The organism is Flavobacterium hydrophilum, from assembly GCF_003202405.1.
GTDB classification, from domain to species: domain Bacteria; phylum Bacteroidota; class Bacteroidia; order Flavobacteriales; family Flavobacteriaceae; genus Flavobacterium; species Flavobacterium hydrophilum.
The window spans coordinates 1461723-1486606 of sequence record NZ_QJHL01000001.1 but is presented as its reverse complement, the minus strand read 5'-3'; the positions used below and the strand labels follow the sequence as shown (position 1 = coordinate 1486606).

Below are 24884 nucleotides of genomic sequence, written 5' to 3'. Positions count from 1 at the left end.
GCCTTAATTATGAATAAGTCATATAGCATATTTTAAACAATAGATTTTTAAACTGTTTAAATGTAATTAAAACATGTTATTAAACTATCCTGTCTAAAAAATCAAAACTTAAAATATTCCTGCCCTTTATCATGCACAATACGGATGTATTCTATTTCGCCTTCTGTCTGCCGATACATGATATTATAAAAATCAGCTTTTGATCGTTCTTTGTCATTATCGAAACCATTAAAAGTCGTAAAATAACCATTGGATAACGTAGTGAGAGAACCATCTTCATTTTTCGAATTCATATCAGCATCATAATATTTAATGACTGGTAAATCTGCCGTTTCTCTTTTTTTATTAATGTCTGATACTTTCATACCTGCTTTTACTTCTGCTCCTTCAATATTTAGAGATTTTGAGAAAATTTTAAAGGGATAAATGAAATTTTTTGGTGCGTCTGAGCCTGTGGTATTTCTTTCTTCTATCCTTTCATATTTTTCTTTTTTATATTCTTCTTCAAGCCAGTCTACATTTTTATCTTTTTCTTTTATAAATGCAACGGATACTCTTCCTTTAGCTTCTTCAAGTTTTCCCTTCTGTCCCAAAGGACTGTCTAAGTTCATAAAGAAAATATGGAGTTCATCAATACTATTATCTTTATCGGATTCGGAAACATAAATTCCTATATCGTCCCATATATAGACACTAGTTTGAAATATTCTATCATATTTTCCAAAAATTTTTACCCATTCGGCTACCGATTTGCCAAAAGGTAATTCTTTGCTTTTATAGGTGATAGTATGTTCGCTGATATAAAAATCGGTTTTTGGCATTGTTTCTTTTTTTGAAGTTTGGCATTGCATAAGTATGCTGCTCAATATTAAGATTGCGAATTGTTTCATTTAAAATAATTTAAAATTTCCTGCACTTTTTTATTACTTATGGCTCTTTGAGTAACCTGTTCAGCATGTTCATATACAGTAGCACTTTGGAGTCTTGGAATAATAGTATCATTTTCATCAATCCATTTGTTAACCGTTTCATTAGCCCAATCCGTAATTTGGTATACAGGATGTAAGGTGTATTTGTTTATTACATATTTGGCAAGTTCTTCCCCAGTTGGATCACTGCCTGTCTTCCAAATATCCAAAATTCTTGTGGCTACATCTTTTACTGCTATTTTGGCAAGTTCAGATGCCAAAGGATTAAGCGGATGATTAAGGGCATCTTTGGCTACCTGGGTATGGGTTGGGTCGGTACCGTAATTTTTATTACTGTTTTCTGTTTGTTCTACTTTTATATCGTCATCTGCAGAACCTAAAAGCAAGTTGTATGCTATATTATTAAACGTCGCTAACGAATCTCCCATATAACTTAGTCCTCTGTCTATTGTTCTGCCTAACCAGCCGGTATATTCTACTGCTGCTGATTTGGCATCAATAAGTCTTAAATAATTTTTATACATATTAAGTATATCTGAAGTCTTCACACCTTTATAAGTAGAATTTTCCTCCAAACCATCTGATTGTTGACCGGTAGACAAATCTTCCAAGGTGGTGAGTATAAAAGCATCCTGAAAAGTTCTGTCTCCAGGTTTTCTTTGTTCATAATCCTGTATACCGACAGGAAACATTTTATCTCCTACTTTGGGCAATACACTTGCCATAGTATCATCCAGTAAAAATTTACCCGTTATTAGAGGTATTGTGCTATAATCTGCGCCCTGTTTGCCTTCTACCCAAGGATAAACCAGCAACAGTTCTTTTCCTAAAGCATTATTTTTATTTTTATCGAGCAACAAACTTCCTGCTTTTATTAACGATAATTCTACAAAATTAGTGTGCGAAAAAAAATCTTCGAGCACATGAAAAGCTGCCCCTAAATGCCTGAAGCCATCTTTGTTCCTGCCATATTGAACTGCCATTTTTAGCTGTTGAAACATATAAGTATCAGATGTAGGTCTTTGAGGATCTGTTTCCCCTTTTGTAGCTATGTAGTTTTTAACATTAAGTTCGTTTACCAATAAAGATTTGGGACTTTCTCCTGCATAAAGTTTCTTGGTGGTAAAATTTCCTTTTGAATATTCATATTGAAAAGAAATACTAAGACTGCTAAAATCTTCTAATCCTTTCGGGTTGTCGATGTGTTCTTCAGGACGGTATATCCCCAAAATATCTTTGGTAAGACTTCCGTAGTTTTTTCTAAAAACCTTTACATGATCCTGATAATTATGAGTAAATTTATTTGAACCGAAAACAAATTCTTTAGCAGCTAATATTTCCAAAAGCTTTACCAGGCCATCTTGAGATAGTTTATACGGATTCATTTTCAGCAAACTGTTTAGATGTTTTATTCCGCTCTGTTTGATTTTGTCAACATCTGCTTTTTCCAGTCTGATAGTACTTTCTAATATAATCTGGGAATAATCACGAAGCCAGTTTCCATAGTAGATTTGTTTTACTTCTAATTCAGTTAGTTTTCTATATCTAACCATTTCTTGTAAAGCCTCTCTTTCAATACCTCCGTGCATACCAGCCTCAAAGCCGGCACCAAACCCCTCTTTGTCTTCTTTAGGGTTGGCATCATATTGTTTGTCTTCGTTTACATATTCTTTTAATTGCGTATGTAATTCAGAGAAGTCTATAATAAGATCTCCTGCAAAGTTAGGAGTCTTTGCTTTTGCAAAACAAAGCTGCGTTTCTTTAAAAATATCAAAACTAAACAAGGCATACGCAAACTTAGCTCCTTCGTCTATATAATCGGTATCTTCAATCCCTTTAGTTGCGAGTTCTGTTCTTAATAAGTTATCAATATGATGTCCATACTCTTCTACCAAAGCTGCCATTAATTCTGCTCTTGTATCATTGTCTTTTACTGCCATATCAATAAAATGTTCCCATACTAGTATCTTTTTTTCATAATTACTATAATTAGCTTTTCTTCCTTTGTGTGGAACTTTTGTAACTACAATTTCCGGAGCTTTAATAGAACCGTCACTAAGTCCTCTATATAACTTACTCAATGCACTTGCTTCAATTTCCTCGCCAAAAACAATAATCATAAAAATCATAAAAGGAAATTCGCCTAATTGTTTGGCTAAGAAAACTAATTGTTCATGACCATATTGGCTTTCGAGTTTGTATTGACTTTCTACAATTTTAATTGGAGGAGGAACATATTTTTCAGGTTCTCCATACTTTGTTTCAGGTGCTGAGATTTCTATTCTTTTCTCCGAAAAAAATTTAATTCCGTTCTTAGCATATATAGTGTTATTACCACCTGTTATCTCGGTGATATTCCCTTTTACGTATCTTGTTCTTGACATACTTTTATTGCGGGATTATTGTATTGGTTAGAAAATCTATAATTTTTGATTGCTCATCATTAAAAAATGTTTTGTTGGCCAGATACTGAATGTCTTCTTTAGGTAAAAGTATTATGGTTTTTCCATCTTGTAAGCGAACCTCTTCTCTATAAGAATTTAATTCAAAAGATTTACCATTAATTCTTATTTGTCTGAAGGTATTTGACATAGAGTTACCAAAAGGGTCCTTATAAGTTACATTATTGTCCTTTATAATATAGACTGCATTATTTTTAAGATTGCAAAACATATATGGGTTATCTTCTATCTCCATTATTGTTATTCCGTGAATTGCTTTCATAGTACTCCTATTAATTCTGATTGGTATTTTCAGTACTGTTTTTCTCAATTCCTTTTTCCGAATGTATTTTATATTTTTCTGTGCTATGAGAAGCAATTTCACCTTCACTTACAGTTTTTCGTTCTTTTTTAGTTTCCGAATGTAAGTCTCCTTCGATAAATTCAGAATGACTTCCAGTAACATTTAGCAGGCTATCTCCTCCTACTGTAGTAGTATGTAACATTCCCACGGAAGTAAATTTATCAGTTCCCGCACTTTCTGTAATACTCATTCCTGCAGTGGTACTAATATTTTCAGAAGCATTCATAACAATATTGGAAGCATTCATGGTTATATTTTTTGGAGCAGTGATATTAATATTGCCATCAATCGTATCGAACTGAATTTCATTACCAATTTTATCTGTGATAATGATACTTTCGTCTTCAGTAAATTTTAGAATATGTCCACTTCTAGTATGAATTGCCTTTACATTATTCTTACTATCTGCATAACCGCTGGTAGCACTTCCATTGTATTGTGTTCCTAAAACATACGGATTCTGGGCATTGTTTCCCTCAAAGCCTACCAAAACCTCTTCACCGATTTCGGGAATAAAGTAAAATCCTTTTCCTGATCCTGAATGTGGCTGTATCATTCGAATCCACTCACTTGAATTGTTTCCGCCTGCCCAGTTGAACTGTACTTTTACACGCCCTAATCCTTCCGGATCGTTGTTGTCTTTCACTTTGGCTGGCTGTGTTTCAGCTTTCGCAAATACATTTACGTCTGTAAAATGTGGTGCTGCAACGTCTGCCGGAATGGCTTTGAAATTACAGGCATAGTTTCCATGAACTTGCGAAAGATGTGTCACTTCTGTTACAATCAGTTCGTGTTCTACAGTTTGGTTTACGATGCTGAAAACCTGTCCAAGTCCTAACGGAAAATAAGAGGTTCCACTGTAATACACACTATTGGCGTCGCTGCCTGCTGTTTGCAGTTTGACCATTTCTTCTATTTCTTCACTGCTTTGGGCATTGGTGGTATAAGCTCCATTATTAAGGTCGTTTTGAGTAACGGTTCCCTGATTGTGTCCCACAACGGCAGAGAAACTGTCTTTACTTCCTGAAGAGGTTCTTGCTGAGGAATTACGAATATTTGTAGCTCCGTTGTAATCATACCCTCCCAAAGAAATTTTATGAGAAGCCATATTGGTCTGTATTTTAAAACCATGCAGCGAAGATCCGTTGATAAGTTTTATTTTACTGGTTTTGGTTTGTCCGAACTGCATTCGCATTCCGTCAAAATAGAACCATTGGCCATAACGTCTGGCCAATCGTTTTAAGAAATCAAAATTGGTTTCATTGTACTGAGCCATGTATTTGAACTCCTGAAGATAAGTGGATTTTATAGCATCTCTTTCATAGAATTCTCCAGGTCCTTCTGCTAAAATATCCAATACGATATCATTCATTCCTCTTTGCTGATAGGTTCTTGATTTTTTCATATCATCCAGAACGATACTGTGGCTAATTCCTTTTACATGCAATCCTTCTGCACTGCCGTGGAGATCTATAGAAGAGAGTTCTGTTATGATTCCTTTGCTCATCAACCGGATTCCGGTAAGACTTTTAAAGGTAAAAATAACTTCATCCCCAAGATAGGTTCGCAATGCTTTTGCCTGATCAGCCGGATTGATGATTGCTTTGCCTGTATATTGCCATACAAAAGAAAAATGATGGTGATCTGCCATCTTTTGTGACAGCTCTAAATTATGATAAATAACGTTTTGGTTAAAACTCCCAATGCTGATATGTACCTGTTCTGAAAAATGTCCCATAAGTTATTTGCTAAAATATTAAGTAAGAATTTTTTTTCAAAAATAGACTTTAAAAAGAAATACACAAATAAATTCTGACAATAATTTTATATTTCCACAAGATATAAGTGCAAAAAAAAAGTTGCCAGAACAAAACCCTGACAACCTTTAATTTACTTATATTATAATATTACAATGACCGAATAATACCTTCTTCAAGCCCTCTTAATTCGGCTAAACCTCTTAATCTTCCAATTGCAGAATAACCCGGATTGTTCACTTTTCCTAAATCATCCAGCATTTGGTGACCATGATCAGGACGGAACGGAATCGAAAGATTATTATCTTTTTGTATTAGCAATAATTCTTTTACCACTGCATACATATCCACATTTCCGTCTAAGTGATCGGCTTCGAAAAAATTTCCTTCTTCGTCCCTGCGAACATTTCTCAAGTGAATAAAATGTATTTTATCGCCAAGAGCTTTTACTATTTGCGGTAAATCATTCTTTTCTGAAGCTCCAAGAGAACCGGTACAGAAACAAATTCCGTTTGATTTATAAGGCGCTTTTGAAAGAATAAAATCATAATCTTCCATTGAATTTACAATACGCGGCAATCCTAAAATATCAAAAGGAGGATCATCCGGATGAATCGCCAGTTTTACTCCAACTTCATCTGCTACAGGGCAAATTTCATTCAGGAAGTAGCTCAGATTTTCTCTTAAAGCTGCTCTGTCAATGTTTTTATAAGGTTTTAACTTTGCCTGCATATCGGCAACAGTCATCTTTTTTTCTCCTGGGATTCCAAACATTACAACATCTGAAAGTGCTTGTAATTGCTCTTCATTTAAGGTATTAAAGCGCTCTTTTGCTTTAGCTGCAATATTTGCAGGAAAACTACTTTCTGCATTTTCTCTTTTTAAAATATAAATGTCAAAAATCGCGAGATCCACCCAGTTAAAATACAAAGCCTCAGAACCGTCCGGCATTACGTAATCCAGCTGCGTTCTTGTCCAGTCATTTACCGGCATGAAATTATACGTAATAATTTTGATTCCACAAGCAGCTACATTACGAATACTTTCTTTGTATTTGTCAATGTAAAGCTGATAATCGCCGGTTTTTGTTTTAATGTCTTCATGAACCGTAATACTTTCAACAACATCCCATGTCAGACCGTATGCTTCAACTTCCGCTTTTCTTTTATTAATTTCTTCCACAGTCCATACATCTCCGTGAGGAACGTGGTGCAGGGCTGTTACAATTCCGGTAGCACCGGTTTGTTTTATGTGCTGTAAACTTACTGGATCATTTGGTCCGAACCATCTCCAGGTTTGTATCATTCTATTCATACTTTCTTATCTTAAAAATTATACACCACTAAAGATTGTAAATCCACCATCGATAGTCACTTTTGAACCTGTCGCAAATTTTGAAGCATCACTTAGCAACCAAACTAAAGCTCCTATTAACTCATCAGGATTTCCAAAACGTTTATAAGGTGTGTTTGCTATGATTAAATTGCCTCTTTCTGTTAAACTTCCATCAGGGTTCGTTAATAAAGTACGGTTTTGTTCTGTTAGAAAAAAACCAGGAACGATTGAATTCATTCTGATTTTATCTCCATATCTTTTTGCCAATTCCACAGAAAACCATTTTGTATAAGAGTCAATAGCTGATTTCGCCAGACTGTATCCTAGAACTTTTGTGATAGCCTGTTCTGTTGCTACAGATGAAATATTTACGATACTTCCTATACTTTCATTATTTTTGATAACCTCACCAAAAATTTGTGTAGGCAAAAGTGTTCCGAATAAATTCAGATTCATCACTTTTTGTAAAGCATCCATGTTTAATTTAAAAATATCCTGATCTGACTGAATTACAGCATCCGGCATGTTTCCTCCGGCAGCGTTTACTAAACCATCAATTTTTCCGTATTTTGAAAGAACCAAATCACGTGCTTTAATCAAATCACTTTCAATCGTTACATCAGCAATTAAAGCAATTGCCTCTCCTCCATTTTTTATAATTAAATCAGCTCTTTCGTTAGCTACTTTTTCGTTTCTTCCCAAAACACCTACAATTCCACCTGCAGCTGCAATTCCGTTGATAAAAGCTTCACCTAATATTCCGGTTGCACCGGTAACAATTATTACTTTTCCGTTTAACTCAAAATCTGTTTTCAATTTTTTATCTTTTAATTTTTTTTAATCCAGTAAAAATACAATTAATCCTCTTGCTCCGTGTGCGCCCAACACTAAAGATTGTTCGATATCGGCTGTTTTTGAAGGTCCTGCAATAAAAGTTGCAAAACCATACTCCAAATTTCCAATTCTCTTGTAAGCCTGATGCATCGTTGCCAATATGTCACTTTTATTCACAATAATTGCTAAATATTGAGCAATAAAAGGGGCTACACGCTGACCTAATATATCATCCGTAACCCAAAGTGCGCTGTTTTCAGCAACACCAAAATGGGCGCTTACAATAGCCAATTCAACATTCTGAAGTGTATGCGGATCATCGTTTTTCCAATCTAATGCTGCAACTTCAGAAAGTTCAGGAATAGTAGTAATAATTCTTCTGTCAAGCGCGTAATTATTTCTGATAAAATCTAAAATTTCATTGTAATTAGCTACTTCAACACTTTCTCCTCCAATGTTTTTCAAAACGGTTTTATACGTTTCCAAAACATTCGGATTTTCAGAACTTATAACATCAAGGTCCGGTAAATTTGTAATGTTAGACGGCTGATTCTGTTTTATTTTCTGTAATATTTCGGCTTTACTACTCATTATCCTTAGCTTTAGATTCACGTGAATTTTTCTTGTACCATTCTCTGAATGATTCTTCGGGAACAGCCGGCATTTCACGCTGATCGTACCATTTATTCATCTTATTATTCACCATCGCGGGAATATTTTTCATCACAAACCTGCCTGATTTTCCTGCAATATTAAAAATTGTCGGATTTGCCAAAACCGTCGCCATCGTTTTCATTGCGACTGTTTTTGCAGCAGGTGTATGCCCTTCCTTAACCAATACCTGACGCCACTTGTATAATTGATCGTGAATATCAATTTTTACGGGACAAACGTTGGTACAGGAGCCACAAAGTGTACTCGCAAAAGGCAAATCTGCATTTTTGCTCATATCTAAATTAGGAGCTAAAATTGAGCCAATTGGTCCTGCCACCGCATTGTGATAACTGTGTCCCCCGCTTCTTCTGTAAACGGGGCAAGTGTTCATACAAGCACCACAGCGAATACATTTTAGAGAATTTCTAAAATCTTCTCTTCCTAATTGAGTACTTCTTCCGTTGTCCACAATAACGATATGCATCTCCTGACCTTCTCTTGGTTTTTTAAAATGACTTGAAAAAGTAGTAATCGGCTGTCCCGTAGCACTTCTTGCCAATAATCTAAGAAAAACACCTAAATGTTTGCGTTGCGGAATCAGTTTTTCAAATCCCATGCACGCAATGTGAACATCTGCAAGATGAGCGCCCATATCTGCATTTCCTTCGTTGGTACAAACTACAAATTCACCGGTTTCTGCAACGGCAAAATTAACTCCTGTTAAAGCTACTTTACGTGTTAGGAAAGTATCTCTTAAAGTCTGACGTGCAGACTCGGTTAAATATTGAGGATTAAAATTTCCTTTTTCCGTACCTAAATGTTCATGAAAAGTTTCACTTACATCTTCCTTTTTAAGGTGAATAGCGGGTAAAACGATATGACTTGGCGGTTCTTTACGAAGCTGAACAATAAATTCTCCCAAGTCAGAATCGATTACTTCAATTCCTTTTTCGGCCAGATAATCATTCAGATGGCATTCTTCAGTAAGCATGGATTTGGATTTCACCATTTGCTTAACATTATTTTTTGCCATTATAGAATGTACAATTTCATTATGCTCTTTTGAGTCGGCTGCCCAATGAACTATTATTCCGTTTTTTTGAGCGTTTGTCTCAAATTCAACTAAATAATCATGAATATTAGAAAGTACATTATTTTTAATTTGTGAAGCTGTTTCCCTGAGCAATTCCCAATCCGGAATTTGATGCGCAGACCTATCTCGTTTTTCACGAACAAACCAAAGTGTTTCATCATGCCAGTTAACTCGTTCTACATCTTTATTAAAACGTGTTGAGGCTTCGCTATGTGGTATTGTTTTTTTTGAAGACATTTTTTAATAGTTTAAAATAAACCTGTTGGTAAATTTAGAATCAATTTTTATTTACAAAATTCAAAACATTTTCATGAATATTTTGATTTTCCGGAACAGCATCAGCACTCACATTCTTTAGAAATATATTCTCAACAGGAAGTTCTTTCTGACCTGAAATTTTCGAAATAAATTTCACATTCGTTGCTTTTATATTCTCCAGATATACGTTTTTTATTGGCGTAAGCCTGCGTTCGATTGTGGGAACTAAAGTACGCCATTGATATAAAACATCGGTATCGATACCAAGAATTCCTGCATCAATTTTACCTGAAATAATATTACTCATGTAAATATTATTAACATATCCGCCTCTGCGTTCGTTTGTTTTTATGAAAAGAAGATGATTTAGTTTTGCACCATCCACAACCGTACAATTATCAATAAATACATTTTCTATTCCGCCTGAAAGTTCACTTCCAATAGCGACTAACTGATGACCATTTTTTACGGTACAATTACGAATAACAATGTTTTTTGAAGGTGTATCCAATACCCATGCATTTTTCCCACAACCTGATTTTATTGCAATGGCATCATCTCCCTGATCAAAAACACAGTTTTCAATAAGTACATTCTGACTCATTTCAGGATCAACTCCGTCATTGTTATGTCCGTGTGCATATACTTTTAAATTTCTAAGGACTACATCTTTAGACAAAAAAGGATGAATCGTCCAAAAAGGACTGTTTGTAATAGAAACACCATCCATCAAAATATTTTCACAACGGTTGAACTGAATGAAATGTGGACGAAAACGTGCACTGTCATTTGCCATTTGTCTTTCTTTCATCGGTTTGTTGTACGAAGCCAGATTGTACAATTTCTTGAGGCTTTCCATATGTGATTTTGGACGGGTAAACCATTGTTTCCAGATGTCCATTTTAGCTTTCAGTTCGCCTTCACCTGTAATGGCAATATTTTTACATTTATAAGCATAAACTAATGGCGAATAATTGAAACATTCGTATCCTTCCCATGTTGAGCTAACTGCAGGTAAATAATCATTTGGATCTTCAGAGAAAAGTAAAACAGCTCCTTTATTTAAATGAAGGTTTACATTGCTTTTAAAGTGGAATTTCTTTGTTAGCCATTCTCCTTGCGGTATTACGACAATTCCTCCTCCAGCTTTATTAGCTTTGGAAATTGCTTTATTTATCGCTTCTGAAGTTTTATTTTTATCACCCTGGGCTGCTCCAAAATCAACTATCGAATATTTTTTGCATTTGCTGAAATCCGGGATTTTTATAGCCGGCATTTCAAAAGGTGCTTTTACCAATATTTCTGTTAAAGTTACCAAAGACGGATCTTTTTTAAACGATAAAAAAATAAGTGAAAGGATTAATACAAAACCGGTCGTTAGTTTTTTCATTAGTACATTTTTAATTTAACACATAGAGACATAGATTTTTAAAGCTCTAAAAAAAGGCGTTTCACTTTGCTAAAAAACACATAGCTATGTGTAAATGATATGTCATTTATTTTAATCTTAATTAAAAAAAGAAAACTATGTGTCTATGTGTTTAAATTTTAGCGCATTTTATTAAACTATTTTATTCCAGAATTCAATATCTCAGCAATATGAATTGTCTTTATATTACTTTTTTGTCTTTTCAGAATTCCTTCCAAATGCATTAAGCAAGACATGTCACCACCAGTTATATAATCAACATCGTGTTTTTCATGATCTCTGATTCGGTCCTGACCCATTTTAACAGAAACTGCTTCTTCGGTAACGCAGAAAGTACCTCCAAAACCACAACATTCGTCTTTTCTGGTTAATGCAACCAAATCCAAACCTTTTATATTGCTTAGTAATTGTTCCGGTTTTGAAAAGAAAGGAGCATTTAATTCGGTCATCTGCGAAAGCTTAAGTCCCCGTTGTCCGTGGCAGCTTACATGCATTCCTACCTTGTGCGGAAAATTTCCTTCGATGTGATCTACTTTCAAAACATCGGTAATAAATTCTGTCAGTTCAAAAACTTTTTTGCGCATTGCTGCAGCCAAATCTTCTTGTTTTTCATCATGCAAATGGTCTTTTACATGTAAAACACAACTTCCTGACGGGCAAACGATATAATCAAATTCTGAAAAATTAGCTATAAAATTGGCGTCACAGCCTTTCGTTAAATGCTGATAACCGCTATTAGCCATAGGCTGCCCGCAACAAGTTTGTTTCATAGGAAAACGAACATCGCATCCTAGTTTTATTAGTAACTCATAGGTTGCAATTCCTACTTTTGGGTAAAATTGGTCAACATAGCAAGGTATAAAAAGTCCAACTTTCATATTCTGGATAATTATTTTAAACACATAAAAACATAGTTTATAATTTAAATCGATGTGCTATGTGTTCCGTATTTTATTTACAAATTTGATTTAAAATCAGTGTTTATAAAATTTCAAATCAATTAAATCATTCTGAATCGGTTTAGGATTCCAGTTTTGATGAATCGCTAATGCAGCGCCTAAAGCACTTGCCTGAGCCATTGAAGCAGCATAAACTTCTACATCCGGGAAAGCTTCTGCCAGTAAGTTCATGAAAATTGAATTTTTACTAAATCCTCCATCCACAAAAATCTTCTTTACAGGGCTGTTATGAATCACTAAATTAGTTGAAAAAACCTGCTGTTCAACGAGATCCAGCATCAACTGATGATAGGCAATTTCGTAAGTTTTGAATACCGAAAGATCTCTTTTTTGAAACGGACATTCATTCAGAATATCAAAATCGTATTTTTTCGGGTAAACAATTTGAAAATTTACTGCTCTTAAATTCGATACTATTTTTTTATCAAAATAAACCTCTTTAAAAGAATCAAACGGCACTTTAAAATGTTCTGCCAGTCTTTTTGCTTGTACTTCGTGTTCGTTTCCTGAAAATAAACGTGCTGCTTTTACCGGTTTTTCAGTATACTGCATGTAACACAAACAGTCATTTTTAAGTTCTTCAAACGTTAAGGCCTTATTATTAAAAGGATTCAAAGAAATACTCCAGGTTCCGGTTGACAATAAAACAAACGGTTCTGTAAAATTGATGGTATACGGAATAATGGCAGATGAACTGTCATGTAAACCAATCCCTACCGCTAAATCATTTTCTTTTTTTATGACATCTCTTCCGGGATGAATCGGTGGAAGTTTTTCTTTTATACCTTCATTTTTTAACCATTTGTGGTACTTTATCTTTTTAAAATTCCAAAGATTTGTATGGCATCCAATGCTTGTAATATCAGTGTAAGCTTCACCAGTTAAAAGAAAACTTAGATATTGAGGCAGATGCAGACAATATTTTACTTTCTCAAATAATTCCGGTTTTTCTTCTTTTAGCCTGTAAATCTGCATTCCGGAATTCAGACTTCCTAAAACAGGAGAAGCTGTTTTTACTGCAAAAACTTCTTCTCCTTTATATTTTTTGTAAAAACCATTTTTCAGTTCTTCCGGATAATCTTTTAGATAGTTGTATAAAGGTGTCAATGAATTGCCCTCTTCATCAATATAAACAAAACTAGCCCCGTAAGTACTGAAATTTATAGCTTTCAGAACATAGTTGTTCAGTTCTTTTATTTCTGATAATCGCTCAAGAATCCACTCTTTTAGTACATCAATATTTTCGCATGGAAAACCGTCTTCATCAACGGTTTCGTCCAGATTTACTGATTTTTCCCAAACGATTTTATAATTTTCATCAAATAAAAATACCTTTTTGTTGGTTTTACCAATATCAAAAATTGCAACTACGTTCATTTCTTTTTAATTGTAAATTGTGAATTATAAATTATAAATATTTGAATTACAGAATTATGAGTTTAGCTGAGTCATTTAGCTTATAACTCATAATTCATAACTTATAATTACAATCCTGTGGCCATCGTTTTTAATCCTCTTTCTCCAATTAAGTTATTTCTAACCGCAAGAGAACGATATAATTCTACCGGGTTTAAAGCTGCTCCTGAACGTAAGCGAGCCTCAGCAACTAATGCGCGAACATCTGTACGGAAAGCATTTTGAAGAATTTCCTGTGCTTTTACAACATCATTTTCTTCCTGAGCGATTTCTAATGCTTTTCTGTCAACAGAAAGAGCCTGTGCATAAGCAATCATAATCGCCTCAACAGACTGTAGTAAGTCTTCTAAAGGATCTTTGATATTGTGAGAAGCATCAATCATCCAGCCTAAATCTTTAGCATGATTCATTCCGCGAGCGTCCATTCCTTCAACCAATTCGTTGAAAATTAAGAACAACTGGTAAGGTTTTAAAGCTCCTGCAGTTAAATCATCATCCCCGTATTTTGAATCATTAAAATGGAAACCTCCTAATTTATTTTCCATCAATAATAAAGAAACGATTTGCTCGATATTAGCATTTGGTAAATGGTGACCTAAATCAACCAAAGTTTGTGCTTTGTCACCTAATTTTTTCACATAAGAATAAGATTGTCCCCAATCTGCTACTGTTGTTGAATAGAAATTTGGTTCTGCACATTTATATTCTAAGAACAATTTCCAGTTTGAAGGCAATGCATCGTAGATTTCTTCTAAACTTTCTAATGTATTCTGGTATGCTTTTCTGAAATTTAATTGTCCCGGGAAAGAAGAACCATCAGCCAGCCAAACCGTTAAAGACTCAGAACCTAAAGCGATTCCCTGTTGAATTACTTCAATATTATGAGCCACAGCTTGTTTACGAACAGCTTTGTTTACATTTTGCAAAGAACCAAATTTATAAGTCTGCTCTGCACTTGCCTGATCCTGAAAAGTGTTTGAGTTAACAGCATCAAATTTTAAATTATGCTGTGCTGCCAGGTTTTTGATAGCAGCATGATCTGTTGGAATATCCCATGGAATGTGTAAAGAAATAGCTCCTGAAGCATTGTTTAAAGCGTGAAGCAAACCTACATCTTCAATTTTTTCTTCGATAGAACGAGGTTCTCCACCACCCGGAAAACGCCCAAATCTTGTTCCTCCAGTTCCTAAAGCCCATGATGGAATTGCAATTTGAAAATCGATCAACTTTTGGATGATAGCTTCACTTTCTGCAATTTCTGAAGCTGTATAAACTAATTTATTCTGATGTTTTTTTAATAAACCATCATTATGAGATGCGATAGTGTTTGATTGGATTATCATACTTATTTCTTTTTATTAGGGTCTACAATATAAGGCTATTTCTGCAAAGTGAACCCTTGTTTTATGTTACTTTTTTCTTGTTTTTTCTTTATTTTCTGTGTGTTTAGGAAAATTATTTATAAAATAGAATTGTCATAAAAAATCTAACGTCCGACCGAAATCGAACGTTAGAAAACAAAAACCACTTTGTTAAATAAACTTAAAAAAAACTAAACAACTTATCGGTAAAAGCCCATTGTTACTCCACCGTCTACATTCAGGGCATTTCCTGTTGATTTGTTTAACAGGCCTCCCACGAATGCAAAACATGCGTTTGCAATATCATCAGGCAATATAATTTCATTTAATAAGGTACGTTTCGCGTAGTAAGCAGGCAATTCAGCAACGGTAATTCCGTAAGCTTTTGCACGGCCTTCAGCCCATCCTCCAGACCAGATATTAGAATCTGATATAACAGCATCAGGGTTCACTGTGTTTACACGAATTTTATCAGCACCCAACTCCGCAGCCATCAAACGTGTTAAATGTGCCTGAGCTGCTTTTGCAGAACCGTAACCAGGATTATTTGGACCTGCTACCACTGCATTTTTAGAAACAATGTTTACGATGTCTCCACCAAAACCTTGTTTACGCATTACTTCGATTCCGGCTTTAGAAACAATAAATTGTCCTTTTACCAAGATATCATATAATCTGTCCCACTCTTCAAGAGTGTGTTCTGCAATTGATTTTGAAATACTGATACCCGCATTGTTGATGATAATATCAGCTCCACCAAATGCTAAACAAGCAGCATCCAATGCTTTTTCTGTACTTACTTCGTCAGTAACATTTAATAAAGTACTTGAAACAGCATCTTTACCGAATGATTTGATGAATTCTGCTTTTGCACCTTCTAAACGCTCTTCGTTGATATCGTTGATTACAACACAAGCCCCTTCTTCAGCAAATCTCTTAGCGATAGCTTTACCAATTCCACCAGCAGAACCGGTAACTAATGCTACTCTTCCTGAAAGTGCTTTTGGTTTTGGCATACGCTGTAATTTTGCCTCTTCCAACAACCAGTATTCAATATCAAAAGCTTCCTGGTGAGGCAATGAAGTATATTCTGAAACAGCTTCTGCACCTTTCATTACGTTTACTGCATTCACATAATATTCTGATGCTAAACGAGCCATCGTTTTATCTTTGGCAAACGTAAACATACCTACTCCAGGATATAAAATTACAACTGGATTCGGGTCACGCATTGCAGGTGAATTAGACTTTTTACAAGCATTGTAATAGTCTTTGTACATTGCTCTGTAAGCTTCAAAAGCAGGAGTTAATTTTGCTTTGATTGCAGCTACATCTGATAAATCTTCGTTTGGATCTAATTCTAAAACCAAAGGGCTGATTTTCGTACGTAAAAAGTGATCCGGGCAAGACGTTCCTAACGGAGCTAATTTTGACAAATCATTAGAATTAATGAATTCCAAAACTCTTGCATCATCTGTATAATGACCAATCATCTGACGCTCTGAAGAACAGAAACCTCTTAAAATCGGAGCCACTTTTGCCGCTTTTAATTTACGGTCAGCTTCCGGAAGGCTGTCAATTTTTTTACCTCCAAAAACCGGACGTTTTTTTCCGTAATTACTTTCTAAATAGTCAGCACACTTTTCGATTACTTCAAGTGTGTTGATATAACTTTCATAAGCAGTATCTCCCCATGTAAACAAACCATGAGAACCTAACATAATACCGCGTAATTTTTTTCCTTTTTTCTCCGCTTCTTCCAGACAGCTTCTTAACTGAAGCCCTAAGTCGAAACCTGGACGCTGCCATCCTACCCAACCGATTTCTCCATCAAATAATTCTTCTGTGATTTTTGCTCCGTCTTTTGCTGCTGCAATAGCAATAGCAGCATCAGGATGCAAGTGATCGATATGTTTAAACGGTAAGAAACCGTGTAAAGGTGTATCAATAGAAGGTGCTTTTGAAGCTAAATCAAAAATACAGTGATTGAACAACTCCACCATCTCATCTTCAAACTCAATACCTCTGTATACGTTTTCAAGATTGCGTAATCTGTCTAAATATAAAGCAGCACAACCTGATTTTGTCAATGTTCCGATATCTCCACCAGAACCTTTAATCCACATTACCTCTGAGCTTGCGCCTGTCAATGGGTCTTTATCTGTAATTTTTACTGAAGTGTTTCCTCCTCCATAATTAGTAAGTCTTAAATCTGCTCCTAATAAATTAGAACGATAGATAAAAAGAGCTACTTCATCTCCTGCTAATGCTGCAGCTTTAGCATCATCCCAAAGATAGCTTACATGCTGAAAAGTCATACTGTTTGTGTTTATATTTGACATTTTGTATTGATAGTTTATTATTATTTATAATGAATTTCCGATTCCGACCAAAACAATGGATAGAAACATAAGTACAATCCCTAACAGAAAAGTATTGAAGGTTTTTTTAGTAACACCTTTCCACTCTTTCAGATAAAAGCCCCAAAAGTTTGCGGTAAGAATGATGGTTGACATATGTAAAATCCATGAACTTGCTCCGTTTCCTAATTTGCTTTCTCCCATTCCGTAAAAGAAAAACTGAAGAAACCACATTGTACCTGCAATAGCAGAAAAAAGTACATTTTTTGAAATTGGTGTTTTTGTATCTGTGTAATTACCAAAAGTTTTGTTTTTGAAATTCAGATAAATACACCATATAAAATTGGTTGTTAATCCGCCCCAAAGAATAATAATGTAGCTTACATTATTTTGAAACAGAAATTCGCCCTGATTTGGATGCAATGCTTTCCAGGATTCATTCGCGACATCAGCCATTGGTTTTGCAGCTTCTATTCCGAAATTAAAAAACGAACTTAAAATACCTGAAACTATCGCAATGATCAAGCCTTTTACCAGACTAAAATCTTTGTCTTTGTCTTCATGGCCGGTTTGAAAATCTTTTTCTTTTAATATTCCGGCTTTACCTAAAATAGCAATACCTATAATACATACAAGAACACCAAACAAAACCATTTGTCCGCCTGAGTTAGCAAACATATCACTAATTGATTCTTTTCCTTCAACTGCATTGAAATTATAATAGATCGGCGGAATCAAGGCTCCAAAAGCAGAACAAAATCCTAAAGTAATTGAATTACCTAATGACATTCCCAAATAACGAACACCTAATCCGTAAGTCAATCCACCAATACCCCAAATTAACCCCATTGTGTACGCTAACGCTTTAACTGACGGAGCTGCTGTAGTAATGATTTCAGTAAAGTTCGGAATCGTTAAATAAGCAGCAATTGGCGGAACAATTAGCCATGAGAAAAAACCTCCAACAAGCCAGTAGCTTTCCCATGCCCAATCTTTAACTTTTTTAAAAGGCATATAAAAACTGCCTGAAGAAAATCCTCCAATGGAGTGAAAAATGATTCCTAATAATGATTCCATTTATTTATTTTTTGTGGTTTAGTGATAGTTAATTTTGGTTTTGTAAAATAATAGAATGTAAAAAAGAAAACTATCCTGTACTGTCCTTTCCCTAATTTATATTTACTTTAAATCATAAATTATTGCGATAAGATTGGATATATCGTGGTTTTTTAAATTTAAAATTCATATTTTAGCGAACGCATGCGTAATTAATATTTTTCAGGTCTTTTTGAAGAAAAATATTACATATTATGCAATTTATAATCCCGTCTCTTAACATTTAAGAGAAACTTTACTATACCAACCATGATTAAGTTAATTAAAATAGATGAAGATTCAAGAGTACCTAAGTACAAGCAAATTGTAGATTCTATTCTACAGAATATTGCTAATGGTAACCTGAAAATAAACCAAAAGATCCCATCGATAAACAATTTCAGTGAGGAGTTTTATATGTCAAGGGATACTGTTGAGAAAGCTTATAATATTTTAAAAGAACGTAAAATTATTTCTTCAATACGAGGAAAAGGATACTATATTACCAGAACAAAATTAGAATCTAAAGTCAATATTTTGTTTTTATTTAATAAACTGAGTGCTTATAAAATGAAAACCTACAGCTCCTTTATTAATACTTTAGGAGCAAATGCACATGTAGATTTACATATTTACCATTGCGATGAAACTTTGTTTCTAAACCTGCTGGATAAATTTGAAGGCGCTTATGATTATTATGTAATCACAACACACTTTAAAACTGATGAATTAAAACATTTGAGTTTTACAGATGAAGTTGCAAAAGCAATCCAACAAATACCACAGGATAAACTGGTAATTATGGATAACATAAAAATCGGCTTAGGAAGCGAGGTAATCAAAATATATCAGGATTTTGAAAATGATATTTATAATGCCTTAAAAGAGGGACTTAACAAAATAAACAAATACAAAAGACTTATTTTAGTATATCCGGAAAAAGCAGTTTATCCTTATCCGAGAAGAATTTTGCATGGTTTCAGAAAATTTTGTGTAGAACATGAAATTAACTTTGAAATTCTGAGTGAAGTTTATGATGACATGATTTTGAAAAAAGGCGATTTATTTATCACCATTGAAGAATCTGATCTCGTGAATTTGGTCAAACAAATAAGAGACGAAGAATATATTTTAGGTCAGGACATTGGGGTAATCTCTTATAATGATACACCTCTAAAAGATTTATTGGGAATAACAGTTATGTCAACCGACTTTAATGTAATGGGAGAAATTGCTGCCCGAATGATTTTAAACAAAGAAAAAGGAGAAGTAAAAGTCCCTTTTAATTTTATTGACAGAAATTCTATATGATTATAATGAGTCAAATGTTAATTTTTTAAATCTTAATTTTTTATTTAGAATTAATATAAATAATATTTTATCTTTGTCCCGACTACTGAACTAATACCACTTTAGGATAACAAATTATTGTGATTCCTTTACCAGAGTCAATATATTATAGATGAATATTAATGCAAGCTTTGAATCCGAAACTTTTGAATCTTTTAAAAAAGGAGAAGAAGCTGCGTTTACCTATTTCTATGATAAATATTTCCGTAGAATTACCTCTTTTAGCATTCAGTTTGTTTATGATCAGGAAGAAGCTGAAAACCTGGCTCAGGAAGCTTTTATCAATTTATGGCAAAACAGGGAAAATATTGACTCCTTAAACGGAATACAATCTTTTTTATACACCTACGCCAAATCGAAATGTCTAAACCTTATTCGACATAATAAAGTTAAGGACAAATTCAAAAACGATTTATTGAATCATAAAGAAAGAGAACTTGATATCGAAATCTTAAATTCGATTCAGTTTGACACATTAGAATTGACCGAATTAGAACGGATAATTAATGAATCAATCAACGATTTACCTCCAAAAACCCGTGAAGTTTTTATAAAAAAGCGTTTTGAAAATAAAAAAAATGCAGAAATTGCAGAAGAAATGCAGGTTACCCTAAAAGCCGTTGAAGCCCACATGACAAAGGCTCTGAAATTTTTAAAAATCAGGTTATCTGATTATATGTTTGCATTATTTATTCTTATTTTCAATAATTAAGAAATAAAAATAGGGTTTTTAACTTTTGAAGTGTACTTACTTTAAGAAGTCATAAAAAACTCAAATATGCCATCAGAAATAATTTATAAATATTTAGCTAACGAAGCCTCAGAACAGGAAATTCAAACTCTTTTTGAATGGATTGAAGCTTCTGAAGAAAATAAAAAGCATTTTATAACCTTAAAAAAAGCCTGGGCAATAACTTCTCTTTCTGAAGGTATTTCAAAAGACAATGCTCCGGTAATTAAAATTAAACCAAAAAATAAAGCTGTAAAGTATTTAAAATATGCTGCTGTGCTTTTATTTCTTTTTGGATTAGGAAAAATTGCTTTAAATTTTAATCATAAAAGAAAACATTCTAAAGAAATTGTTCTTGAGTTAGGAGATGGACGAACAGAAATTATCACAAAAAACAATCAGAGAAATTTAGTAAACGAGAAAGGCCAATTAGTAGCTAAAAAGTTTGCTAATCAAATTGTATATTTTGGAAAAGCTGAAAATGATGTAATTGTATACAATTCTCTTAAAGTTCCTTATGGTAAAACATTTAAACTTATACTTTCAGACGGAACTGTTGTGAATTTAAATTCAGGAACTACCATTCGCTATCCGGAACAATTTGGAATTAGCGGAAAAAGGACTGTTTATTTAACCGGAGAAGCCTTTTTTGAAGTTGCCAAAGACAAAGAACATCCTTTTATAGTAAACGCCAATCAGGTTGATATTGAAGTTTTGGGAACGAAGTTTAACGTAAATGCTTATCCTGAAACCTCCACTGTAAATAGTGTTTTGGTTGAAGGAAGCATTCAGATGTATGACAAAGAAAATCCATCGAATGCTGTTTTGCTAAAACCAAATCAGATGGCAGTCTGGCAAAACAATTCGAAAAAAATTACAACAAAATCTGTTGATCCTGCTTTCTATTCAGCCTGGACAAAAGGCGAACTCACATTTAAGGATACTCCATTTTCAACTATTGTAAAAATAATTCAGCGTAGCTACGACGTTGAAATTATTAATGAAAATTCGGATTTAGCCAGACAGACTTTCACCGGAACAATTAAAATTAGTGAATCAAGCGTCGAAAACATTTTAGAACTTCTAAAACGTGACACCCCTTTTGATTACACTATTAAGCAAAACACGATTATCATTACCAATATTCCGTAACCACTTAGCAATATGAAACTTACTGTACAATTTTCAAGAAAAATTTTATTTTTCTTAGCCATTATATTATCCGGTTTAAAAGGTTTTTCACAAAACAAATCGATTACATTACATATAAACAATGAGCCCATCAGTTTGATTATCAAGTCTATTGAAGATCAAAGTGATTTTAGGATTATTTATAATGCAAAAAAAATTGATACGGATCAAAAGGCCAGTATCAATGTGAAAAATGTTTCGTTGGAAACTGCTTTAAAGCAATTATTTAAAGGCAAAAACATTTCATTTTATATTCAGAAAAAGCAGGTTTTATTAACAAGCTCTGCTCCTCCTTCAACAGATAGTTCAGAAGAAACAGAAAGAACAATCAAAGGAATTGTATTGAGTGCAAAAGATAAATCGCCTCTTCCGGGAGCTTCAATATTAGTAAAAGGTACAGGAAGAGGTGCTATAACTGACTTTGACGGAAGATTCATTTATCAGTTAAGCGAAAAAAACATAAGCGAAGTTATACTTCAGGTTGAGCATTTAGGAATGGTAACTCAAATTCAAAAAGTAGACAGCAAAACTAATTTCACTTTTTATATGGAAGAAGCTGTAGATGAATTAAACCCTGTAATTATTACATCATCATACGGAACCCAAAAGCTAAAAGAGGAAATTGTAGGAAGTATTTCTACTATAACCGCTAAAGATATTCCAGTTCAGCAGGCATCTGAAAGTATAGACAAAATGCTGGAAGGTCAGGTTGCAGGAGTGTTAATTGAAAACACTTCAGGTGTTGGAGGTCCGGTAAAAATAAATATTCGCGGGCAAGGAACTTTAAAACCTTTAAATGGAAATCTTATAAGTACATCATCACAGCCTCTGATTATTATTGATGGTATAATTATGACTGAAGAAACTGGTATTGACAATGGTTTCTTTACTGGAGTTGGAGCTGACGGTGAAACGTTATCAAACCCTCTGGCAAGAATCTCTCCGGATAATATTGAAAGTTTTACCGTATTGAAAGACGCTGCCGCAGTAGGTTTATATGGTGCAGATGGGTCAAATGGAGTAATCTTAATTACAACTAAAAAAGGAAAAAAAGGAAAAACTAAATTTAGTTTTTCTAATCAACTTGGAACGTCTACTGCTATTAATCAAATAAAATATTTAAGCGGTGCTCAATATGCTGAACTTAGAAATGATTATTTAAAAAACACAACTGCAAATCATGTCATGGTCCCTTATAACGGTATTAACACAAATTGGTTTGATTTATTAAATAATTCCGGAATTTACAACAAATATAATTTTAGCGTTTCAGGATCTACTTCAAAATTTTCTTACAATACAAATTTAACGTACTTAAATATCGATGAACCTCAATTGGGCAATACAACAAAACAATTAAATGGTGGAATAAATTTAGGATTCAGAGCTTCAAAATGGGATATAAATCTATCCCTTAATCCTAGTTACATCAAAAAAGATGCTCCAAACATTTATTATGATTTTGCTTATTTACCCAATCTTTCACCATATAATGAAGACGGTACTTACTCTAAAGTGGGATTAAATGGTATAACTGGCGGAAATCCTCTGGCTGCAATTGAGCAAAATAAAAATGTAACCGATTCATATGGGATATTAGGAAGTTTGAGTTTGGGATATGAACTAAATAAAAACATCAAATTTTCGACTTTATTTGGTATTGATTATAAAGATAAAACTCAGGATCGTTATTTTTCTGCTGAAAATGAAAGTGGCCAGGCTAATGGCTCTTTTACTTACGAAGGAAATATTTATCCGGCTTGGGGAAGACGTGTGATCAATGAACGAAATTCAAGCAAATGGAACTGGCAGGGACAAGCATTATTTAATAAACAAATCAATCAAAACAATGCTATAGATGGTGTCATTGGATCTGAACTTTCTGAAGAAAGAACCAATTTTAACTATTCATCGGCCAGAGGTTTTACGAATCCAAATGTAATTAACGATATCGGGGATGCAATTCAGGATGACGACCCTTTAACTCCTTTAGTCGATGAATCCAAAGCAAGACAAGCTTTTGAAAGTGATATTAATTATAATTCGAGAGTTTCCTTCTTTACTCAAATCAATTATAATTATAAGAAAAAATATTATTTCTTAGGAAATATTAGACGTGATGAAAGTTCCGTTTTTGGAAACGATACAAATGTTGCCTTAAACAGTGGTGCAGGTCTGGCCTGGATAGCAAGCAATGAAGGCTTTTTAAAATCAAGTTCCTGGATTGATTTTCTAAAACTAAAAGTAAGTTATGGTTCTACAGGTAATTCAAGAATTGGATCATATAGGTCTAAGGGACTTTACAATATTTTGGAAAATGGCTACAATGGTGGCGAATATGCAATTCCGACCGATGCTCCTAATGGTAATTTAAAATGGGAAAAAAATAAAAAATTTAATGCCGGTGTAGATTTTAATGTTTTTAATGTTATTGAATTAACATTAGAATATTATTATGATGATCTAAGTGATTTAATTACAGGTAGAGATATTCCGATAGAAACCGGTTATGGATCTGTACAGCTAAATGCAGCAAGTATGTATAATAAAGGTTTTGAATTGAGTACTCGAATCAAATGGTTACGAAAAGGCAAATTTAAATGGACAACTGCGTTTAACGTATCAACTGTAAACAGTAAAGTAACTGATTTGGTAGGATTAGGAAGCGATTATTCTATATCGTCAATTGCTCTTGCTCAAAAAATTGGTTACAGCACCACCACAATATGGGGTGCTAGGTGGGCTGGAGTTGATCCTGCAACTGGAAGAGATTTAATAAACAAGGGAGGCCAAATTTATGATGCGGCAGCCTACAACAGAACTTTTACGGCTGTAGATTGGGAACCGATTGGCGACTCACAGCCTAAAGCTTTTGGAGGTTTTAATAATAGTTTTTCACTAAACAACAGTATTACATTAGGTATAACAGGGGCTTTTCAATGGGGTGGAGATAAATTAGTTTCTGACCAGATTATTTCGAAATATCAAACTACTTCTAACCGAAATATGTCTGTAAATGCTTTTGACTATTGGAGAAAACAGGGAGATGTTGTTTCTCAGCCTGCACCTGGTAATACTACATTACTGCCTAATTTAGACAGGAATATTTATGATGCTACCTATATCAAAATCAGTAACATTAACTTAAGTTATAATGTTCCTGTAAAAAATACTTTTCTGGATAACTTGACTGTCTTTGCAAATATTTCAAATGCATTGTATTGGTATAGAGAAAAAAGCCCGTCAGGAATCAATGGCATTAGAGAATTCAGCTACACTTATCCGCAAGCCAGAACTATTTCGTGCGGTATTAACACTAAATTTTAAA

Annotated in this window: 18 protein-coding genes; 4 read left to right on the top strand and 14 right to left on the bottom strand. The window is 33.9% G+C overall.

The features are described from left to right. Positions 1-101: 101 nt before the first annotated feature. From DMB68_RS05655 to rhaT, 14 genes are all read right to left on the bottom strand, one after another. On the bottom strand, positions 102-890 hold the full coding sequence (locus DMB68_RS05655) for a DUF7738 domain-containing protein (RefSeq protein ID WP_110345656.1): 789 nt from the start codon (positions 888-890) through the stop codon (positions 102-104). Beyond that, positions 887-3313, bottom strand: a complete 2427-nt coding sequence (locus DMB68_RS05650) for an HET-C-related protein (RefSeq protein WP_110345655.1) — start codon at positions 3311-3313, stop codon at positions 887-889. The genes DMB68_RS05655 and DMB68_RS05650 overlap by 4 nt, the downstream gene beginning before the upstream one ends. Before the next feature lie 4 nt (positions 3314-3317). Continuing rightward, entirely contained in the window at positions 3318-3653 is a 336-nt protein-coding gene (locus DMB68_RS05645) for a hypothetical protein (RefSeq protein ID WP_110345654.1), read from the bottom strand. A gap of 10 nt (positions 3654-3663) precedes the next feature. After that, a complete protein-coding gene (locus DMB68_RS05640) occupies positions 3664-5472 on the bottom strand; it encodes a type VI secretion system Vgr family protein (protein ID WP_110345653.1) in 1809 nt (602 codons plus the stop codon). A 169-nt stretch (positions 5473-5641) separates the two neighbouring features. Next, positions 5642-6796, bottom strand: coding sequence for a mannonate dehydratase (gene uxuA / locus DMB68_RS05635; protein ID WP_196783695.1), 1155 nt, complete (start codon positions 6794-6796; stop codon positions 5642-5644). 27 nt (positions 6797-6823) lie between these two features. Continuing rightward, positions 6824-7642: an SDR family oxidoreductase gene (locus tag DMB68_RS05630; protein ID WP_110345651.1), complete on the bottom strand. Its 819-nt coding sequence runs from the start codon at positions 7640-7642 to the stop codon at positions 6824-6826. A gap of 21 nt (positions 7643-7663) precedes the next feature. After that, on the bottom strand, positions 7664-8251 hold the full coding sequence (locus DMB68_RS05625; RefSeq protein WP_110345650.1) for a LutC/YkgG family protein: 588 nt from the start codon (positions 8249-8251) through the stop codon (positions 7664-7666). After that, a complete protein-coding gene (locus DMB68_RS05620; protein WP_110345649.1) occupies positions 8244-9644 on the bottom strand; it encodes a lactate utilization protein B in 1401 nt (466 codons plus the stop codon). Before DMB68_RS05620 ends, DMB68_RS05625 begins: the two co-directional genes overlap by 8 nt. 40 nt (positions 9645-9684) lie before the next feature. Next, positions 9685-11055, bottom strand: coding sequence for a glycoside hydrolase family 28 protein (locus tag DMB68_RS05615; protein WP_110345648.1), 1371 nt, complete (start codon positions 11053-11055; stop codon positions 9685-9687). Between the two features lie 176 nt (positions 11056-11231). Beyond that, entirely contained in the window at positions 11232-11972 is a 741-nt protein-coding gene (locus DMB68_RS05610) for a (Fe-S)-binding protein (RefSeq protein ID WP_110345647.1), read from the bottom strand. 96 nt (positions 11973-12068) lie between these two features. Next, positions 12069-13430: an FGGY-family carbohydrate kinase gene (locus DMB68_RS05605; protein WP_110345646.1), complete on the bottom strand. Its 1362-nt coding sequence runs from the start codon at positions 13428-13430 to the stop codon at positions 12069-12071. A gap of 107 nt (positions 13431-13537) precedes the next feature. Next, positions 13538-14812 (bottom strand): TIM barrel protein, encoded by a 1275-nt coding sequence (locus tag DMB68_RS05600; protein ID WP_110345645.1) that lies wholly within the window; start codon positions 14810-14812, stop codon positions 13538-13540. 218 nt (positions 14813-15030) lie between these two features. Beyond that, the gene (locus DMB68_RS05595; RefSeq protein ID WP_110345644.1) at positions 15031-17172 is read right to left on the bottom strand and encodes a bifunctional aldolase/short-chain dehydrogenase; all 2142 of its coding nucleotides are present in this window, start codon (positions 17170-17172) and stop codon (positions 15031-15033) included. A gap of 24 nt (positions 17173-17196) precedes the next feature. After that, positions 17197-18267 carry an L-rhamnose/proton symporter RhaT gene (gene rhaT / locus DMB68_RS05590; RefSeq protein ID WP_110345643.1) on the bottom strand — a complete coding sequence of 357 codons (1071 nt, stop codon included), beginning with the start codon at positions 18265-18267 and terminating at the stop codon, positions 17197-17199. 288 nt (positions 18268-18555) lie between these two features. On the opposite strand from rhaT, the gene DMB68_RS05585 reads away from it, so the two are divergent. The 4 genes from DMB68_RS05585 (at position 18556) to DMB68_RS05570 (ending at position 24883) form a co-directional block, all read left to right on the top strand. Then, entirely contained in the window at positions 18556-19596 is a 1041-nt protein-coding gene (locus DMB68_RS05585; RefSeq protein WP_110345642.1) for a GntR family transcriptional regulator, read from the top strand. A gap of 151 nt (positions 19597-19747) precedes the next feature. Next, a complete protein-coding gene (locus DMB68_RS05580) occupies positions 19748-20347 on the top strand; it encodes an RNA polymerase sigma-70 factor (RefSeq protein ID WP_110345641.1) in 600 nt (199 codons plus the stop codon). A 66-nt stretch (positions 20348-20413) separates the two neighbouring features. Beyond that, complete coding sequence (locus tag DMB68_RS05575; protein WP_110345640.1) at positions 20414-21517, top strand: FecR family protein; 1104 nt, start codon at positions 20414-20416, stop codon at positions 21515-21517. A gap of 12 nt (positions 21518-21529) precedes the next feature. Beyond that, entirely contained in the window at positions 21530-24883 is a 3354-nt protein-coding gene (locus DMB68_RS05570) for a SusC/RagA family TonB-linked outer membrane protein (protein ID WP_110345639.1), read from the top strand. The last annotated feature ends 1 nt before the right edge of the window (position 24884 follow it).

Coding starts and splice junctions, on each gene's coding strand:
- DMB68_RS05655 (WP_110345656.1), bottom strand. CDS start 890: ATGAAACAATTCGCAATCTTAATATTGAGCAGCATACTTATGCAATGC.
- DMB68_RS05650 (WP_110345655.1), bottom strand. CDS start 3,313: ATGTCAAGAACAAGATACGTAAAAGGGAATATCACCGAGATAACAGGT.
- DMB68_RS05645 (WP_110345654.1), bottom strand. CDS start 3,653: ATGAAAGCAATTCACGGAATAACAATAATGGAGATAGAAGATAACCCA.
- DMB68_RS05640 (WP_110345653.1), bottom strand. CDS start 5,472: ATGGGACATTTTTCAGAACAGGTACATATCAGCATTGGGAGTTTTAAC.
- uxuA (WP_196783695.1), bottom strand. CDS start 6,796: ATGATACAAACCTGGAGATGGTTCGGACCAAATGATCCAGTAAGTTTA.
- DMB68_RS05625 (WP_110345650.1), bottom strand. CDS start 8,251: ATGAGTAGTAAAGCCGAAATATTACAGAAAATAAAACAGAATCAGCCG.
- DMB68_RS05620 (WP_110345649.1), bottom strand. CDS start 9,644: ATGTCTTCAAAAAAAACAATACCACATAGCGAAGCCTCAACACGTTTT.
- DMB68_RS05615 (WP_110345648.1), bottom strand. CDS start 11,055: ATGAAAAAACTAACGACCGGTTTTGTATTAATCCTTTCACTTATTTTT.
- DMB68_RS05610 (WP_110345647.1), bottom strand. CDS start 11,972: ATGAAAGTTGGACTTTTTATACCTTGCTATGTTGACCAATTTTACCCA.
- DMB68_RS05605 (WP_110345646.1), bottom strand. CDS start 13,430: ATGAACGTAGTTGCAATTTTTGATATTGGTAAAACCAACAAAAAGGTA.
- DMB68_RS05600 (WP_110345645.1), bottom strand. CDS start 14,812: ATGATAATCCAATCAAACACTATCGCATCTCATAATGATGGTTTATTA.
- DMB68_RS05595 (WP_110345644.1), bottom strand. CDS start 17,172: ATGTCAAATATAAACACAAACAGTATGACTTTTCAGCATGTAAGCTAT.
- rhaT (WP_110345643.1), bottom strand. CDS start 18,267: ATGGAATCATTATTAGGAATCATTTTTCACTCCATTGGAGGATTTTCT.
- DMB68_RS05585 (WP_110345642.1), top strand. CDS start 18,556: ATGATTAAGTTAATTAAAATAGATGAAGATTCAAGAGTACCTAAGTAC.
- DMB68_RS05580 (WP_110345641.1), top strand. CDS start 19,748: ATGAATATTAATGCAAGCTTTGAATCCGAAACTTTTGAATCTTTTAAA.
- DMB68_RS05575 (WP_110345640.1), top strand. CDS start 20,414: ATGCCATCAGAAATAATTTATAAATATTTAGCTAACGAAGCCTCAGAA.
- DMB68_RS05570 (WP_110345639.1), top strand. CDS start 21,530: ATGAAACTTACTGTACAATTTTCAAGAAAAATTTTATTTTTCTTAGCC.